The sequence below is a fragment of the Spirochaeta lutea genome (assembly GCF_000758165.1).
Taxonomy (GTDB): domain Bacteria; phylum Spirochaetota; class Spirochaetia; order DSM-27196; family Salinispiraceae; genus Spirochaeta_D; species Spirochaeta_D lutea.
The window spans coordinates 11,667-27,997 of sequence record NZ_JNUP01000023.1; the positions used below are offsets into that span (position 1 = coordinate 11,667).

General features: G+C 50.7%; 18 protein-coding genes. All 18 read left to right on the forward strand.

What is annotated here, in order from left to right:
- The first annotated feature begins 14 nt into the window (after positions 1–14).
- The 18 genes from rsmH to fliE all read left to right on the forward strand — a co-directional run bounded on the left by rsmH (position 15) and on the right by fliE (position 16,261).
- Complete coding sequence (gene rsmH, locus DC28_RS02185) at positions 15–968, forward strand: 16S rRNA (cytosine(1402)-N(4))-methyltransferase RsmH (protein WP_037545298.1); 954 nt, start codon at positions 15–17, stop codon at positions 966–968.
- Positions 965–1,276, forward strand: a complete 312-nt coding sequence (locus tag DC28_RS02190; RefSeq protein WP_037545300.1) for a hypothetical protein — start codon at positions 965–967, stop codon at positions 1,274–1,276. Before rsmH ends, DC28_RS02190 begins: the two co-directional genes overlap by 4 nt.
- Positions 1,269–2,732: a UDP-N-acetylmuramoyl-tripeptide--D-alanyl-D-alanine ligase gene (locus DC28_RS02195; RefSeq protein ID WP_052078344.1), complete on the forward strand. Its 1,464-nt coding sequence runs from the start codon at positions 1,269–1,271 to the stop codon at positions 2,730–2,732. The genes DC28_RS02190 and DC28_RS02195 overlap by 8 nt, the downstream gene beginning before the upstream one ends.
- Positions 2,725–3,804, forward strand: a complete 1,080-nt coding sequence (gene mraY / locus DC28_RS02200; protein WP_037545302.1) for a phospho-N-acetylmuramoyl-pentapeptide-transferase — start codon at positions 2,725–2,727, stop codon at positions 3,802–3,804. The genes DC28_RS02195 and mraY overlap by 8 nt, the downstream gene beginning before the upstream one ends.
- 15 nt (positions 3,805–3,819) lie before the next feature.
- Positions 3,820–4,962 (forward strand): putative lipid II flippase FtsW, encoded by a 1,143-nt coding sequence (gene ftsW, locus DC28_RS02205; RefSeq protein WP_037545303.1) that lies wholly within the window; start codon positions 3,820–3,822, stop codon positions 4,960–4,962.
- Entirely contained in the window at positions 4,955–5,863 is a 909-nt protein-coding gene (locus DC28_RS02210) for a cell division protein FtsQ/DivIB (RefSeq protein ID WP_037545305.1), read from the forward strand. The genes ftsW and DC28_RS02210 overlap by 8 nt, the downstream gene beginning before the upstream one ends.
- Positions 5,860–7,119: a cell division protein FtsA gene (gene ftsA, locus DC28_RS02215; RefSeq protein WP_037545306.1), complete on the forward strand. Its 1,260-nt coding sequence runs from the start codon at positions 5,860–5,862 to the stop codon at positions 7,117–7,119. The genes DC28_RS02210 and ftsA overlap by 4 nt, the downstream gene beginning before the upstream one ends.
- Positions 7,120–7,205: 86 nt before the next feature.
- On the forward strand, positions 7,206–8,450 hold the full coding sequence (gene ftsZ, locus DC28_RS02220; RefSeq protein ID WP_037545309.1) for a cell division protein FtsZ: 1,245 nt from the start codon (positions 7,206–7,208) through the stop codon (positions 8,448–8,450).
- 14 nt (positions 8,451–8,464) lie between these two features.
- Positions 8,465–9,367: a site-specific tyrosine recombinase XerD gene (xerD, locus tag DC28_RS02225; protein WP_037545312.1), complete on the forward strand. Its 903-nt coding sequence runs from the start codon at positions 8,465–8,467 to the stop codon at positions 9,365–9,367.
- Positions 9,368–9,384: 17 nt separating this feature from the next.
- Positions 9,385–10,221, forward strand: coding sequence for a deoxyribose-phosphate aldolase (gene deoC, locus DC28_RS02230; RefSeq protein WP_081941857.1), 837 nt, complete (start codon positions 9,385–9,387; stop codon positions 10,219–10,221).
- A gap of 9 nt (positions 10,222–10,230) precedes the next feature.
- The gene (locus DC28_RS15075) at positions 10,231–10,989 is read left to right on the forward strand and encodes a tetratricopeptide repeat protein (protein WP_052078345.1); all 759 of its coding nucleotides are present in this window, start codon (positions 10,231–10,233) and stop codon (positions 10,987–10,989) included.
- Positions 10,989–11,879 (forward strand): DNA-processing protein DprA, encoded by an 891-nt coding sequence (dprA, locus tag DC28_RS15080; RefSeq protein WP_052078346.1) that lies wholly within the window; start codon positions 10,989–10,991, stop codon positions 11,877–11,879. Before DC28_RS15075 ends, dprA begins: the two co-directional genes overlap by 1 nt.
- 8 nt (positions 11,880–11,887) lie before the next feature.
- Positions 11,888–12,853 carry a tyrosine-type recombinase/integrase gene (locus DC28_RS02245; protein ID WP_037545316.1) on the forward strand — a complete coding sequence of 322 codons (966 nt, stop codon included), beginning with the start codon at positions 11,888–11,890 and terminating at the stop codon, positions 12,851–12,853.
- On the forward strand, positions 12,840–13,382 hold the full coding sequence (gene hslV / locus DC28_RS02250) for an ATP-dependent protease subunit HslV (RefSeq protein WP_037545319.1): 543 nt from the start codon (positions 12,840–12,842) through the stop codon (positions 13,380–13,382). The genes DC28_RS02245 and hslV overlap by 14 nt, the downstream gene beginning before the upstream one ends.
- Positions 13,382–14,851 carry an ATP-dependent protease ATPase subunit HslU gene (hslU, locus tag DC28_RS02255; protein WP_037545322.1) on the forward strand — a complete coding sequence of 490 codons (1,470 nt, stop codon included), beginning with the start codon at positions 13,382–13,384 and terminating at the stop codon, positions 14,849–14,851. The genes hslV and hslU overlap by 1 nt, the downstream gene beginning before the upstream one ends.
- 137 nt (positions 14,852–14,988) lie before the next feature.
- Positions 14,989–15,411: a flagellar basal body rod protein FlgB gene (flgB, locus tag DC28_RS02260; RefSeq protein ID WP_037545325.1), complete on the forward strand. Its 423-nt coding sequence runs from the start codon at positions 14,989–14,991 to the stop codon at positions 15,409–15,411.
- 4 nt (positions 15,412–15,415) lie between these two features.
- Complete coding sequence (gene flgC, locus DC28_RS02265) at positions 15,416–15,874, forward strand: flagellar basal body rod protein FlgC (RefSeq protein WP_037545327.1); 459 nt, start codon at positions 15,416–15,418, stop codon at positions 15,872–15,874.
- A 57-nt stretch (positions 15,875–15,931) separates the two neighbouring features.
- Positions 15,932–16,261, forward strand: a complete 330-nt coding sequence (gene fliE / locus DC28_RS02270) for a flagellar hook-basal body complex protein FliE (RefSeq protein ID WP_052078347.1) — start codon at positions 15,932–15,934, stop codon at positions 16,259–16,261.
- Positions 16,262–16,331: the final 70 nt, after the last annotated feature.

The window sequence follows — 16,331 nt, forward strand, 5'->3', positions numbered from 1 at the left end:
CGTAAGGAAGAAGAATGGATATTGTGCATAAGCCGGTTATGGTTGAAGAAGTGGTGGATTATCTAAAGCCTGAACCGAATGCCGATTCCTTACTGGTGGATTGTACCCTTGGCGAAGGCGGGCATTCAGAACGTTTCCTTTCAGATTTTCCTCAACTTCGTGTAATCGGCATCGATCGCGATCCGGATATTCAGCAAAAGGCTCGAATCCGGTTGGCGTCATTCGAAGACCGGATGCAGTACTTCCTCGGCTGGTATGATGAGTATTTTAACCTAAATCCCATGGGTGAACGCCCCGACCGGATTCTGTTTGATCTTGGCATCTCTGTGTTTCATTATGCCCAGAGCGGCCGGGGGTTCTCCTTTTCGAGTGATGAGCCCCTGGACATGCGCTTAGACAATACGGAAGGGGAGTCAGCTGGAGATGTGGTCAATCGCAGATCCGAGGGAGAGATTGCTGATATATTCTTCCGTTACGGTGAGGAACGCTACTCTCGAAGGATCGCGGCAAGGATTGTAGCGGAGCGAAAGAACTCGCCCTTCCTTACTGCAAAACAGTTGGCAGATGCGATCTGGCATGCGGTACCTAATCAGTACCGACATGGGCGCATACACCCGGCTACCCGCTGTTTTCAAGCCCTGCGCATCATGGTAAACCATGAGTTGGATCGGGTGGAGAGGGCTGTTCAGGCCTCATTTCGGGTTTTAAAGCCCGGGGGAAGGTTGGGTGTTATCAGTTTCCATTCGTTGGAGGATAGGATTGTGAAAAAAGCCTTTCGTGAGTACAGCCGAAACTGTAGTTGTCCTCCAGAACAGCCGATCTGTAACTGTGGGGGTAGGGCATTGGGCTCGATTCTCACCAAAAAGCCCCTTGTGGCTACAGAGCTGGAATGCCGGAATAACCCGCCATCTCGGAGTGCAAAATTTCGGGTTATCCAAAAACTGAGGGATACAAGGATGGATCAATGAAGAAGGTTTCTGCCTGGGTGGCTGCATTGCTGATACCTGCAGGATTTTTGTTCCATGTTTTTTTAAGCGTAAATCATTTTGCCCTGGATCAAAAAATCTCACGGGCGGAATTCATCCAGAATAGGCTGGTAGAACGGAATAAACGCAGATTGACCGAGGAGTCGGTGCTTCTATCACCCCAGCGGGTAAGGGATTATGCCCTGGAAGAGCTAGGCTGGGATCGGCCGGATCAGGATAATACTGTGCATTTCTGGGTTGGATCTGATACCGGGAGTACTACCTCTACAGGGGAGGCTGAGAATGACTGAGAAGCCCAGCGGTGCTGCCGTTCTGTTCACCTTTCCTGAATTAACCGCCCATTTGGGAGGCTTTCTCTGTTCCTCAAGACGATGGGCAATTACGGGAGAAGACCCCCACAGCGAGAAGATTGGAATTACCGGGTTTAGCATAGACTCCCGAAGTATCCATCCCGGAGATCTCTTCATACCCCTGGTTGGATCCCGGACGGATGGACATGCGTACCTTGAGGCGGCAGCGACGGCAGGGTGCCGAGCCGCCCTGGTGAGCCGAGACTTTTACAGAAATAATACCAATGTGATTCGTTCCTTGCTGGAGCAGTTCCCCATGGTAGTGTATTTGGTTCGTGATGTTTTGGGTGGATTGCATACTCTGGCGAGACATCTCCTTAATCAAAAAAAGCTGTTCCGGATTGGAATTACCGGTAGCAACGGTAAGACGACTGCTAAGGAGCTTTTAGCCTCCGTTCTGGCTCAGCATGCGCCAACCTTCATGACCCCTGGAAACTATAATTCAGTCATCGGTTTGCCCCTGGCTATTCCAGATATTACGGATGAGCATGAATACGGGGTGTTTGAGATGGCTATGAGCGAAAAGGGAGAGATGCAGCGTTTATCCGATCTGGTTTTTCCCGATGCTGCCCTCATCACATCCATAGGTACCGCCCATATCGGGAATATCGGATCGCAAATGGGCATAGCCAAGGAGAAGTTTGAGATTTTTCGGAATTGCGGACCCGATACCATCGCTGTGCTGCCTGAGAATGATGAGTACACCCAGCGCCTGAAACACAAGGTCCGGGGGAAGGTGTTTACCTTCGGTCCCGGTACTACCCCAGGATATCAGGGCTATGTTGATCAAGGTGTGGACGGTCAGATTATACGGTGGAAATCTAGAGATATTCATCTGTCCGTACCGGGTATTCATAATCTATACAATGCCCTGGGTGTCATTACCCTAGCACAGGTTATGGGAATCCCTGATGATCATATTGTGGAAGGGCTTGAACAGTATAGACCCGTGTTCGGCAGGAATCAGGTTGTACGGGGGCCGGCAACGATCCTTGTGGATTGCTACAATGCGAATCCGGATTCCATGCGGGCGAGTCTGGAATCGTTTAAATCCCTTTGGACAAAAGGGCAGAAGGTTGCAGTTCTCGGAGATATGAAGGAGCTTGGCCGGTTTTCCCGGGAAGCACACCGCGATCTGGCTCATCAGGTCCTGGAGAGCGGGGTGTCCAGCATCATTTTATACGGTCCTGAAATCCGGGTTACCTATGAAATGCTTCAGCAACAGAGAGGTTTGTTGAGGCAGGTTCTGTGGACGGAGGATCGGGACGAATTGGTTCGCTTGGTACAGGATACTGTGAATGCCGGTGATCTGGTATTGCTGAAGGCTTCCCGGTCCATGGCCCTGGAGCATCTGGCAGAGGTAATTACAAATTCCTTGGAGGTCGGTAATGTTTAAGGTGCTACTCTACCCCTTGGTAGAGTATTTTACTCCCTTTAATGTGTTTCAATATATCACCTTCCGCGCTGCATATGCCGCCGTTACCAGCCTATTGTTGACCCTGCTTCTCGGTCCGCGGGTTATACGGATGTTGGAGCGTTGGAAGATCGGTGAGGGGATCCGCAGCGATGGACCCCAGTCCCACCAGAAAAAAACCGGGACGCCGACCATGGGTGGGTTACTGCTGGTGTTCTCCACGGCATTTTCCGTTTTCCTCTGGATGGATATAAGCAATCTGTACACCTGGATTTCCTTGGTGGCTATACTCGGCTTCGGCGCGGTGGGTTTTGCGGATGATTACATTAAGGTATTTCTTAATAACAAGCAGGGGCTTCCTTCCCGGGTGAAGATGCTGGGGCTTCTGGTGGTGAGTACCGTCATCATGGTGATGCTCTACCATTCTCCGGTGGAATACACTACAAAGCTTTTTATTCCCATGGTAAAGGGAGCGGTGCTTGACCTCGGGGTCTTCTTTATTCCTTTCGGGATTTTTATCTTGGTGGCTACTTCGAATGCGGTAAATCTGACGGATGGCTTGGATGGGCTTGCTACGGGGTTAACCATTATGGTGGGTCTTACCTTTGCTGCCCTGGCCTACCTGACCGGTCGTGTTGATTTTTCTGAGTACCTCCAGATTCCCTATCTGCGGGGTGCTGGTGAGATTTCCATTCTCAGTTTTGCGCTGGTTGGGGCCTGTGTCGGGTTTTTATGGTTCAATTCTAATCCCGCAGAGGTATTCATGGGTGACACTGGTTCGCTCATGCTTGGCGGCGTTGTGGGGGCCATAAGTCTCATGATTAAAAAGGAGCTCCTCCTGGTGATTGTTGGGGGCGTTTTTGTTATTGAGGTTCTCTCAGTGATCATCCAGGTTGTGAGCTTCAAGATACGGAAAAAGAGGGTCTTTTTAATGGCGCCCTTACACCATCATTTTGAACTAAAAGGCTGGGCAGAGAACAAGGTTGTGCTACGGTTTTGGATTCTCGGAGGACTATTCGCCATTCTGAGTTTATCAACCTTGAAAATTCGATAGGAGAAACAGCACAGTATGGGTCAACGGTTCCGTTTGGAAAAATTAGATAAAAAACCCCACAACCTGCTCTTGGTTATTTCAACGGTTGCCATTTTGGGTACCGGCCTTGCCATGCTGCTGTCTTCGTCCTTTTATCGTGGAATGATTCTATTTCAAGATCCCTTCCGATTTTTTAAGAATCAAGTTGTCTTCGCCGGGGTAGGTTTAGGTCTGGCGTATGGGATAAGCAGAATTCCGGTGGACTTTATTAGAAAAAGTGTTCCGTTTTTACTGGTAGGGTCTTATCTCAGCCTGTTATTGGTTTTTGTACCCGGTATTGGGCTTACCCTCATGGGGGCTACCCGCTGGCTGAACCTTGGATTTACTAGTATACAACCTTCAGAATTTGTAAAGATTACCATGGTACTGTATCTGGCGTTTATCCTGTCCAAAAAGCAGGACCAGCTCAACGATCTAGGAAATACCTTGCTGCCTCCGTTTTTAGCCGCTGCCGGGTTTGTATTTTTAGTGGTGATTCAAAATGATTTTTCTTCGGCCATATTTATGGCGGTAATGGCAATGCTGATGTTCTTCATTGCCGGGGTGCGTATGATGTACTTTACAGCCCTGGTGACCATTACCCTTCCCCTAGGGTTGCTAGCTTTACTGACCGAGGAATACCGGGTACAGCGGATAATAACCTTCATTGCTCCCCACCGCGACCCCACTGGGGCCGGGTTTCAGGTATTATCATCCCAACAAGCGTTAGCGAGTGGTGGATTTTGGGGCCGTGGAATCGGACAAGGCGTCCGAAAACTTGGGAATCTTCCTGAGGCGTATTCAGATTTTGTATTCGCAGTAGTAGGGGAGGAGGCCGGCTTCATTGGTGTACTTGGAGTGGTGGTGCTCTTCGCAGTGTTTGCCGTGGCTGGGTATAGAATTGCCATGTCCCGGGGGGTATCGTTCACGGGCTTTGCAGCCTTCGGTTTAACCAGTCTAATCCTCTTTCAAAGTCTCACCAACTTTGCGGTAGTGGTCGGATTAATCCCTGCTACGGGCATTCCATTGCCCTTCTTTTCCTCCGGAGGCTCATCTCTGCTCTCGACCCTGATCATTGTGGGGTTATTAGGAGCCTTCTCGCGTCAAGGAGATTCTACATTGGAGGCTGAAAATGGCTGATTCATACCCCCAACGGTTAGTCTCCGATTTTCAACAGGACTTTGGTGCGGGTTTGTACCTTGTTTCAGGATCAGGAGAAACCACCAGCGATTCTGCGTCCATGAAGGATCGTTCATTACGATCGCGTAATGATGGGGCTCTGAAAAAACGGAATATTATCCGCTGGGTTTCTGCATTAATGATTGTAGTCTCTGTGGCGCTGGCCGGGGTTCTCTTGTACATGACCGTTATTGCTCCTCGAATTCAAGTCTCCCGGGTGGAAATAACGGGGTTGTATGGAGTAACCCAGGACGAGGTGATGGCTGCTACCGAGATTCGCTCCGGAATGCTCATTACCGATATTAATACCTCGGAGATCGTCAACCGGGTAGAGGCCTTGCCCCGGGTATTAAACGCCAGAGTAGAGAAACGGTTCCCGGATACCCTGTCTATCGAGATAGAGGTCCGTCGTCCCTTAGGTATGGTATTCCACCAGGGTGCCATCCAGGGAATTGATACTTCTGGGGTTATTTTCCCAATAGAACAGGCGGAACAGGCCGAACTGCCCATTCTAACGGGATTCCAGATTGGTAAATCGGGGAAGGGGCCTCAGGGATTGGATCCGCGGTATCTGCCCTTTATTGCTGATTTGGAGAAACTTCGTTTGGAAGATCCGGCTCTCTTTCGAATGTTTTCCGAGTTCGAGTTTCAAAACATTGCACCCGGTGGCTACCAGGTATTGATCTATCCCTCACACACCCAGATTCGTGTGCTTGTCGGTGATCGTTTTCCCCGGGAGCGTGCTGTGTACGTTCTTCGTATGATTCAGATGGTAGATGATCCCGGTTATCCCGAACCCGTGGGTGAGATTGATTTCCGGACTGACGATATGGTATACACCCGGATAGGGGGACAGTCATGAGCAACGATGACATTCTTGTAGGACTTGATATTGGTACCTCGAAGATCTGTGCGGTGATTGCCGAGATACCCGAAACCGGGGGTATCGATATCCTAGGGGTAGGAGTTGCTCCCTCCAATGGATTACGGAAGGGTGTTGTGATCAATATTGAAGCAACCCTGCGGTCCGTGTCTGCCGCCATTGAACGGGCTGAGAATATGGCAGGTAGGGAGGTATCCCACGTCATTACGGGTATCTCTGGAGCACATATCGAGGGATTGAATTCCCGGGGAGTCGTGGCCGTAACCAGCAAGGATCGAGAAATCGGTATGATAGATGTGGAGAGAGTTATGGATGCGGCCAAAGCTGTCGTCCTGCCCATGGACCGGGAACTCATCCACGTGATCCCCCAGGAATTTATTGTGGATGACCAACGGGGTGTTAAGGATCCCATTGATATGATTGGAGTCCGGTTGGAAGCTGAGGCCCATCTGATTACAGGGAGTGTTACCGCGGCCCAGAATCTTCTAAAATGTGTAAATCGTGCCGGCTTCAAGGTCGATGAGATCGCCTTGGATGTATTGGTTGCAAGCCAGGCTGTGCTATCCCGGGATGAGATGGAATTGGGGACGATGCTCATCGATATTGGCGGAGGAACCACGGATGTAATCCTCTATAAAAACGGTGCTCCGCTGTACACCAATGTAGTGCCTGTGGGTGGGGCAGAGGTGACTTCCGATCTTTCAATCATGCTTCAAACTCCAATGGATACCATGGAAGAAATCAAATTGACCAGCGGTTGCTGCTACGCCCCCATGCTTGAAGGGGATGATTCCGAGATAATAATCCCTGGGGTTGGAGGAAGACCCCCCATTGCAGCGGACCGGCTTACGCTGTGTGAGTATATTCAGCCCCGGATGACAGAGATTTTTTCTATGGTCAGGGATAAGGTGGAACATGAGGCGCATTTCACCCGATGGCAAAACCTTGGAGGAGGTATAGTCTTAACCGGCGGAGGAGCCCTGCTCCAAGGGGCAGCAGAACTAGCCGGAGATATTTTTTCCGTGCCCGTACGAATTGGATTGCCCCACGGTATCGGAGGACTAACCCCGGAATTTCAGCGTCCAGATCTTGCCTCTGCTGTAGGGTTGATTCTACACCGGGCAAAAAAAATGATTTCTGAGGGTGTGGATGAAAGCCGTGGGTTCGAGACGTCCCGGAAAAAGGGAACACGGTTTGAGTCCCTGAAAAAATGGTTTAAAAACTTCATAGAATGATACTAGAATAATATCTATGCACGGAGTACGAGAACTGCAGAACCTCGTATTCCCCGAGAAGCATGGTAGCAAAAAAGGGAGGGGTTATGAAATTCGAGATTGTCGAAGATGGAAATGGATTTGAAGATACAACATCAAGCCCAACGGTAATTAAGGTGGTTGGTGTCGGGGGCGGCGGAAGTAATGCAGTAAACCGAATGATCGCATCCAAATTGGCGGATGTCGAATTTATAGCGGTTAACACTGATCTGCAGGCCCTCCAGGCAAGTATGGCTCCTACCCGGCTGCCCCTGGGTACCCAGGTTACCGGCGGGTTAGGGGCCGGCGGTAATCCGGAGGTTGGAGAGAAGGCTGCCATAGAGGATACCCAGACCATCGAGAAGCTCCTGCACGGTGCGGATATGGTGTTCATTACCGCAGGTATGGGCGGGGGAACCGGGACCGGTGCTGCACCGATAATCGCCAAGATAGCCCAGGAGTTGGGGATTTTAACCGTAGCGGTAGTCACCAAACCATTTAGTTTTGAGGGAAGAAAAAAGTCAAACCTAGCAGAGCAGGGAATCTCCCGGCTCCGGGAGCATGTGGACACCCTCATTACCATTCCCAACCAGCATCTCTTAAAAATTGTAGAAAAGAACACCCCGATAAAACAGGCCTTTTTGGTCGCCGATGATGTGCTCCGCCAGGGGGTACAGGGTATATCGGATCTCATCACCAAGCCCGGTGAGATTAATATTGATTTTGCCGATGTTCGGACAATTATGAAGGGCCAAGGGGATGCCTTAATGGGGATCGGCCGCGGAACAGGTGAGAACCGGGCTGTGGATGCCGCGACAAACGCCATCAACAATCCTCTCCTGGAGGATGCTAATATTGAGGGTGCTAAGGGTATTTTAGTGAATGTCACCGGGGGAACTGACTTTTCCCTCTCGGAGTATGAAGAAATTCTCCAGATTATCACCGCAAACTCCGATGAGGATGCCTTGGTTATTGCAGGAACCGGGGTCGATGAGGGAATGGATGATGAACTTATCGTAACCGTGATTGCCACCGGGTTTGCTCCAGGATTCGGAAGGAATGCCGGGCCGGCGGGACTGTATAAAAACGCCGGGACTGAGGAGACCGCCAAACAATCTGAATACATCAGTCTGGACACCTGGAATAAAATGACTGGAAAAAATAAGCCGGCCCCCGGGGATTCCGGTGAAACGCCTGCTGCTCCTCGTCACTCAGGGGTGAAGCGGGATCCGGTGGTTACGCGGTTTTCAAGCGATGATCTGGGTGTACCTGCATATCTTCGAATGAAGCAGAAACGTAATGATCAAAACTGACGGCTGGAACTAGTATGGTAGCAATAAGCTCGGATCGGCGTATCCTATTACAATTCGAAGCCTATCTCCTAGCAGAGCTTCAACTAGCCCGCCGTACGGTTAGAACCTATATGCGGGAGGTAAGTGATTTTTTTAGATTTCTTCATGAAACCCAGTGTGAGCTGAAGGATGTACAGGTACAAACTATTCAGCAGTACATTTCTGTCCGGGGTGAAACTCGGTCTCTGGATAGTAGGACAATAGCAAAGGTCGTTAGCAGTCTTCGGAGCTTATTCCAATACTGTATGCTGGAAGGAATCGTCCACGAAAATCCTGCAAACAACCTAGAGCTGCCTCGAATGCCCCAGAGGCTGCCTGGAGTCCTCCGTGTTGAGGAAATCGAACTCATCCTGGAACAGATTGATACCACCACCCCCAACGGTCTGCGGGATAGAGCCCTGTTTGAATTAATCTATTCTTGCGGACTCAGGATATCCGAGGCGGTTGACCTGACTATGGAGAGGGTTTTTCTGGATGAACAGGTTGTCCGGGTTACTGGCAAAGGGGATAAGGAGCGGTTGGTGCCCCTGGGTGAAGAGGCTCGCTATTGGCTAGAGCAGTATCTGACCGATGGTCGTCCAGCCTTATTGCGCTCCGGAGCCTTGAATCCCTTCGTGTTTCTTAACCATCACGGCCGGGGATTAAGCCGGAAGGGAATGTGGAAGCGATTTAAAGAGTTTACCGAGCGGGCGGGAGTGCAAGCCAAGGTGCATACCCTACGCCATAGTTTTGCAACCCATCTCCTGGAGGGGGGGGCGGATCTTCGGGCGGTACAGGAGTTATTGGGTCATGCGGATATTAGTACTACACAGATCTATACGCACATCGACCGCGATGAGTTACAGGTATATCATAAGGATCATCACCCCAGGGGGTGATTATGGAAGGAGAATCTATGGCAAAGCAGACACCGTTTTTAAACGAGTACAGCCCGGAACAAAAGGCAGAGTGGGATACCATAGCAGATTTATTGATCAAAAATGGCAGGATTACCGAAGCGGTGTATCCCGATATTCCGTCGGTACGACGCAATCCCAAGGATAGTCTCGCTAAGGCCATAGATCACACCCTCTTGAAGCAGGGTGCCACCAGGGAGGATTTTCAAAAACTCTACACTGATGCAAGAACCTGGGATGTTTGGAGTGTCTGTGTGCCCTCGAATCGGGTGGCCCAGGCTGCAGAAGCATTGGGAGGTTCATCCGTGTTGGTGTGTACTGTGGTAGGATTTCCGTTTGGGTATGAAAACACTGCCGGAACCGTCCAGGATACCCGGACTGCCATCCAGCACGGAGCAAAAGAAATCGATATGGTTATTCCCCTGGGGTACCTGAAGGATGGTGATTATCTAGGGGTCTTTGACCATATTTCAGCGGTGGTTCAAACAGCTGAGGAAGTAGGGACCCGGTTGGGTACCGGTGTCTTGGTCAAGGTAATCCTGGAAACGAGTGAGTTGTCAGATCTTGAGATTCTCAAGGGTAGCGCCATTTCCTGTTTCGCCGGCGCTCATTTTATCAAAACATCCACCGGGTTTGCATCGGGTGGAGCTACCCTGGAGGCCCTTAAAATAATGAGGATAACTGCGGGGGAACTACGGGGAGTGAAAGCGAGCGGTGGGGTGCGGACGCGAGAATTTGCCCTTCAGTGTCTGAGTCTCGGGACTGATAGGATCGGTGCATCCAGTACGGCAGCAATCCTCGGAGTGGATAACGGTGCGGTATCCAGCGGCTATTAGGAGGAATCCATGATCCGTGAGGGTACAAGCATTGCAAATACGCAGAAGGTCAGCATATTTGTAATTCTAATAATCCTTGTCTCCATGGTATTTATAGGCTGTCAACGACCGGTCACCCGATTAGCCAGAGATCTAAATCAACTGGAATCACCCCCCAGTTATGCTCGGGAGAAAAATTCTGAGGATCGAATTCGTGAATTAGAGGGGATTATCCAGGGGTTTATGGGGATTTTGGAGGAGCGAATTCAGGCAGCCGGGGGGCTTGCCACAGCCTATAAACTCTTGGGGATGGAATACCAACGCCTGGGTATGCATAAGCTGGCCCTGGAGAATTTGGAAAAAGCAATAGAGGTTGAATCAGCCAACGAGATATTACTGTACATGGCTGGTACCAATGCAGCGGCCTGGGCCGACAGCGCACCCTCCCCAGAGCAGGCTCAGCCGTATTATGTAAAAAGTGATCGCTACTTTACCAGGGCCATTGAGATCAACCCGTACTATGGTGAGGCTCTCTTTTCAGCGGCGGTTCTGAAGCATTTTCAGTTGGAGGAACATGAGGAGGCATTAGGGCTGATAAATCGTACCATTGAGATTCAACCCGGAAATCACCGTGCGTTTTTCGTCAAGGCACGTATTCTCGCCAGTTTAGGCCGGCTGCAAGAAGCCGCCGATCTTTACGGCGAAATAGCGGCCATGGATATTCCGAATCCACAAAAAGACGAAGCCCGCAAGAATCAGCGCGCGATTTTGGACGGTATATATGAATAATGAACGATTACTTTATCGCTGGACTCAACCAGATCCGGGGTTTAACGAGAGCGGAGAAATTATACATTGTATTGGGCTGCGTAGATGATCAAGGGCCTGATATGTGGTGGCATAGAGGGATTCTGGCCCTTCCGTCAAAGAAGGGCAGATTGCCCTCTACAGGAAGGGAAATTGAGGAGTCGGGCAGGCGTATCCTAGAGCAGTGCCGGCGTTTTTCGGTGCGGTGGGTTTGTCTTGATCAGCACGAATACCCTCCACAACTTTTTGCGACCTACGCCCCTCCGATTATTCTGTATTATAAGGGAAGTCTTCCCCGGGAGGACAGAGGGGTGTTCTCCTTAGTGGGAACGAGAAAGCCCAGCAGCGCAGGCAGGCAGGCTGCCTATGAGATTGGGCATGATGCCGGCAAGGCAGGATACGGCGTAGTTTCCGGCTTAGCCTATGGCATTGATTCTGCCGGCCAGGTTGGGTGTATCGACTCCCGGGGAAAAACCTGGGCTGTGCTCGGCTCAGGAATTCAAACCGTTACACCCGTGGCTCACCGGCCCCTGGCAAAGCGGATGATAGAGCTCGGAGGCGGTATTATCAGTGAATACGGGCTGGAGGATGCAGTAGCAAAATGGCAGTTTGTAGAGCGAAATCGCATTATAGCAGGACTAACGCGGCTTACCTGTGTAGTTGAAGCCCCGATTTCCTCAGGTGCCTTGCATACTGCCCGGTTTGCCCTGGAGGAAGGACGGGAAGTGGTGGTGCATGGAATTGCATGTACTGGAGGCGAGGCTGGGCGGGGGGCCGCTGAGTTAATTCAAGGCGGAGCACCAAAGATTCGTCGGTTTGAGGATATCAGACAGGTTCTGGCCGAGCTTCCTGTGATGGAAAGGAATATCTAGGATTAAGGATGAGAGAGCAGGGATTAGTAGGGATAGAGGATTATCTGGATTATTCAAAACACATCCGCAAACAGAGTGAGCATACCATCAATGCCTATAAACGCGATTTAGATGCGGCCTCCCAATGGTTTGCCGACCAAGAACTCAACGATTTTACCATCGGACACCGGGATCTTCGAGCCTACCTCGCGTTTTGTACAAACCGGGGCCTTTCTCCGCGGACAATAAACAGAAGGTTCTCTGCGCTTAGGAGCTACTCACGGTATTGGGTTCGAGTTCGGGGAAGAGCCAAGGCCGGATTGGATGCAGCCGTGGGCCTAATACGGAGTATACGTACAAAAAAACGCTTACCGGAGTTTCTTTTTCCCAAGGAGATGGAGACCCTACTTTCGGAGAATCCCGCCGCAGAATCCAGGGGAACACAACCACCCTGGATGCAAAGCCGTGACAACGCCCTTTGGGAGATCATGTACTCTACAGGGTGCCGAGTTTCGGAAACAGCGGCTATGACCCTGGGTAGTTTTAATTCGGGTACTTCCCGAATGAAGGTCCTAGGCAAAGGACAGAAACAGCGATTTGTTTTTCTCGGTCAACCAGCGAGAGCTGCCTTGGAGGAGTATCTGGTGTACCGCAGGGCGTTCCTCCGCCGGATGAGGGTGGATCATGATTATTTATGGGTAAACAACCATGGAAATCCCCTCAGCGTCCGTGGAATTCAGTATCTTTTAGAAAAGCGTCTCCAGGGGATGAATGTGCAAAAACATTTGAGTCCCCACGGAATACGCCATAGCTTTGCAACCCATATCCTGAACAACGGAGCAGATATCCGGGTAGTTCAGGAGCTATTGGGGCATAAAAATCTCAGTACAACCCAGGTGTATACCCACCTAAACTTGAACCGGCTACGGGATACCTATAATCAGGCCCATCCCCACGGACAACGAAGAGAAAGGAAGGATCATGGAAAAACCTAATATACGCAGCACTACAATCATCGCCGTTAAAAAAGACGGCCAGGTAGCAATGGCCGGTGACGGTCAGGTAACCCTCGGAAACGCAGTTATGAAGGGGAACGCAAAGAAGGTTCGCCGGATTTACGATGATTCCATATTAGTTGGGTTTGCCGGAGCTACCGCTGATGCATTCACCCTCTTCGAGCGCTTTGAAGAACGGGTAAAGGAATACGGCGGAGACATCACCCGTTCTGCGGTTGAACTTGCAAAGTTGTGGCGGACCGATCGGATGCTCCGCCGCCTTGAAGCCATGCTGCTTGTAGCGAGTACGGATAATATTCTACTCATATCCGGCACTGGGGATGTGATCGAGCCAGAGCATGGGGTCATTGCAATCGGCTCCGGAGGGAACTTCGCCTACGCCGCAGCCCGGGCATACCTTGAGGGATCAAACTTCTCGGCGCGAGAGATTGCAGAGAAATCCCTCAAGATCGCTGGAGACATTTGTATTTATACGAATCAGTCAATAATTGTGGAGGAGTTATCGTAATGGTATTACAACTTGAGGACCTTACCCCGAGACAAATTGTTGAAGAACTAAACCGCTATATTATCGGTCAGGAAAAGGCGAAAAAGGCAGTGGCAATAGCCCTTCGTAACCGGATCAGACGACAAAATCTTCCCGAAGACCTCCGTGATGAGGTAGCGCCGAAAAACATCATAATGATCGGGCCCACCGGGGTGGGGAAGACCGAAATTGCCCGCCGCTTATCCAAGCTGACCGGGGCACCGTTTATCAAGGTCGAAGCAACCAAATACACAGAGGTCGGGTACGTCGGCCGGGATGTAGAATCCATGATCCGCGACCTTATGATGGTGGGCATAAACATGGTAAAGCAGGAGATGAAGGAACAGCTGCGGGATAAGGCGGAAACCCTGGCCGAGGAAGCAATCCTAGATATACTCCTGCCAGGATCGGGTAGTTCCACCAAGACTCAGGGATCAGCCCTGGGCAAGCTCTTTAGCACCGGCACTGGATCAAGCCCCCGTACCGGTACCGGCTCTGCCGGTCAAGTCGCCGATCAGCGGACGGATGGTGAGGCCTCTTCCCAGGAACCCGATAACGCTTCAGATCCAAAGCAAGAAACCCGTGAGAAGTTCCGACAACGCCTCCGGGCTGGGAAATTGGATGAAAAGGAAATAGAGATCGACGTAACGAAGAGCTCCGGAGGTCCAAATATTGAAATATTCTCCGGAGCCAACCTGGAAGAAATTGATCTGAACCTTGGAAACCTCTCGAATCTATTCGGGGGCCGCAAGAAAAAGAAGCGCGTCCTGGTCAAGCAGGCCCGGGAGCTCCTGATCCAGGAGGAAATGGAAAAACTCGTAGACCAAGACCAGGTCGCCGAGATCGCCCGCACCCGGGTAGAATCCATGGGTATCGTCTTTGTCGATGAGATCGATAAAATAGCCGCTAAAGAAGGCCGGAGCGGCACCGACGTAAGCAGGGAAGGGGTGCAGCGGGATATCCTCCCCATCGTCGAAGGCGCGAAGATTAACACCAAGTACGGAGTAGTTGATACCTCACACATCCTATTTATTGCTGCCGGGGCATTCCATATCAGCAAACCAAGCGACTTGATTCCGGAACTACAGGGTCGCTTCCCGATCCGGGTAGAGCTGGAAGCCCTGACTACCGAGGACTTTTACTCCATTCTTACCCAGCCTCAGAATGCCCTGACCAAACAGTACATGGCATTACTGGAGACCGAGGGGGTAACCCTGGTTTTCACCGAGGATGCCCTACGTGAAATCAGTAAAATCGCCGCTCAGGTAAATTCAAAAACCGAGAACATTGGCGCACGCCGGCTGCATACGATTCTTGAGCTTTTGTTGGAGGATATTAGCTTCCGAGCGCCGGAGATGTCCGGGGAACGGGTCACCATTACCGACGGGGATGTGCGCGAACGGCTCAGCGGGATCGTGCAGGATCAGGACCTGAGCCGCTATATTCTCTAGGCATCGGTATGAGCGGGTGCGTTTTTGGTTTACCCGAGCTGACGGGATGGTAGGTGGGGTTTTTTACAGGGATTTGAATGCCGCGGTAAAGTATCGATTACCAGCGGCCGACCATATATGGTAGAGGGATACGGAAGATGTATATACAAAATAACTGGGGACAATCCCTGGACGTTCTTCAACGCGGCATGAGTGTTAACATGCTGCGCCAAGAGGTGATAGCAAACAACATCGCCAACGCCGATACACCCAATTTTAAACGCTCGGTGGTTAACTATGAGTCTGCCCTGAGTCAGGCACTACAATCCGACACCACCAGGGATGATTTTCAGCCCTACTACACCCATGAGCGTCATATTGCCTTCGACCGGAAGGTTGATTATCAGGATGTACGTCCCCGCCGGGTTTTAGATTACCTGACCACCAGCAAGAATAACGGTAACAACGTAGATATCGAAGAGGAGAGCAGTAATTACATAGCTGCTCAGCTCGCCTATAATCTCATGGTAAATTCGGTGAACCACCATTTTAATTCCATGAACATCGTGCTGAGAGGATAACTAAATGGGAATGTTTTCTTCATTATCAATAGCATCCAGTGGTTTGACCGTGCAGCGGCTTCGCCAGGATGTGATTGCCGATAACATCGCCAATGTTGAAACCACCCGGACCCCTGAGGGCGGTGTATTCCGACGGAAGCGGGTTATTGTAAGCCCCCAAGTTGATCAACCCTACTGGAAGAGCCCCTTTCTTCCTTCCGCCTTGGATAACGGGGTAGGAAAGGGTGTGCGGGTGGATGAGATCCAGGAAGATATGGATTCGAATCCACGGCTTGTCTACGATCCTACCCATCCCGATGCAATTAAAACCGGTCCGCGTCAGGGGTATGTGGAATTTCCGAATGTAAACGTGGTAACCGAGATGGTTGATCTCATTTCAGCTAGTCGGAGCTACGATGCGAACATCGCTGTGGTAAACGGTGCAAAGGCGATGTTTATGAAAGCACTGGAGATCGGCCGGTAGTCCCTGGGGCGCATCCGGCTGATTGGTTGAAAAGAAGAACACGGGAGGGCTTCTTTTATGGGAATTGAATTATTAACAGGAACCGCTGTACAGGGAAACACCGTTGCTCTCAGAGCAACTCAGCAGGGACATTTCGGGATCACCGAACAAGAAACGACCGGCGAGGTCTCCGGATTCGGAAAAATGCTCATGAATAGTTTACAGGAAGTGAGCAGCTATCAAAATGAGGCATCCGACCTTTCGGTACAAGCCCTGGTTAACCCCGAATCGGTGGAAGCCCATGATGTTACAATCGCCATGGCCAAGGCGAATTTAAGCCTGAGTATTGCGAAAAACGTGGTGGATCGGGTGATTCAAGGCTATAAAGATATTACAAATCTCCGCTAAGCTGAAATAAAGCCTGGATAAATAAACTAAAACCGTGTAAAATTCACCTAAGCAGACAAAACTGGGGTCT

Excerpts from the sequence above, each read along its gene's own strand:
- DC28_RS15075 (WP_052078345.1), top strand. The coding sequence starts at position 10,231 with ATGATCCGTGAGGGTACAAGCATTGCAAATACGCAGAAGGTCAGCATA.
- DC28_RS02195 (WP_052078344.1), top strand. The coding sequence starts at position 1,269 with ATGACTGAGAAGCCCAGCGGTGCTGCCGTTCTGTTCACCTTTCCTGAA.
- ftsZ (WP_037545309.1), top strand. The coding sequence starts at position 7,206 with ATGAAATTCGAGATTGTCGAAGATGGAAATGGATTTGAAGATACAACA.
- DC28_RS02245 (WP_037545316.1), top strand. The coding sequence starts at position 11,888 with ATGAGAGAGCAGGGATTAGTAGGGATAGAGGATTATCTGGATTATTCA.
- xerD (WP_037545312.1), top strand. The coding sequence starts at position 8,465 with ATGGTAGCAATAAGCTCGGATCGGCGTATCCTATTACAATTCGAAGCC.
- dprA (WP_052078346.1), top strand. The coding sequence starts at position 10,989 with ATGAACGATTACTTTATCGCTGGACTCAACCAGATCCGGGGTTTAACG.
- hslV (WP_037545319.1), top strand. The coding sequence starts at position 12,840 with ATGGAAAAACCTAATATACGCAGCACTACAATCATCGCCGTTAAAAAA.
- mraY (WP_037545302.1), top strand. The coding sequence starts at position 2,725 with ATGTTTAAGGTGCTACTCTACCCCTTGGTAGAGTATTTTACTCCCTTT.
- DC28_RS02190 (WP_037545300.1), top strand. The coding sequence starts at position 965 with ATGAAGAAGGTTTCTGCCTGGGTGGCTGCATTGCTGATACCTGCAGGA.
- hslU (WP_037545322.1), top strand. The coding sequence starts at position 13,382 with ATGGTATTACAACTTGAGGACCTTACCCCGAGACAAATTGTTGAAGAA.
- ftsA (WP_037545306.1), top strand. The coding sequence starts at position 5,860 with ATGAGCAACGATGACATTCTTGTAGGACTTGATATTGGTACCTCGAAG.
- flgB (WP_037545325.1), top strand. The coding sequence starts at position 14,989 with ATGTATATACAAAATAACTGGGGACAATCCCTGGACGTTCTTCAACGC.
- rsmH (WP_037545298.1), top strand. The coding sequence starts at position 15 with ATGGATATTGTGCATAAGCCGGTTATGGTTGAAGAAGTGGTGGATTAT.
- deoC (WP_081941857.1), top strand. The coding sequence starts at position 9,385 with ATGGCAAAGCAGACACCGTTTTTAAACGAGTACAGCCCGGAACAAAAG.
- flgC (WP_037545327.1), top strand. The coding sequence starts at position 15,416 with ATGGGAATGTTTTCTTCATTATCAATAGCATCCAGTGGTTTGACCGTG.
- ftsW (WP_037545303.1), top strand. The coding sequence starts at position 3,820 with ATGGGTCAACGGTTCCGTTTGGAAAAATTAGATAAAAAACCCCACAAC.
- DC28_RS02210 (WP_037545305.1), top strand. The coding sequence starts at position 4,955 with ATGGCTGATTCATACCCCCAACGGTTAGTCTCCGATTTTCAACAGGAC.
- fliE (WP_052078347.1), top strand. The coding sequence starts at position 15,932 with ATGGGAATTGAATTATTAACAGGAACCGCTGTACAGGGAAACACCGTT.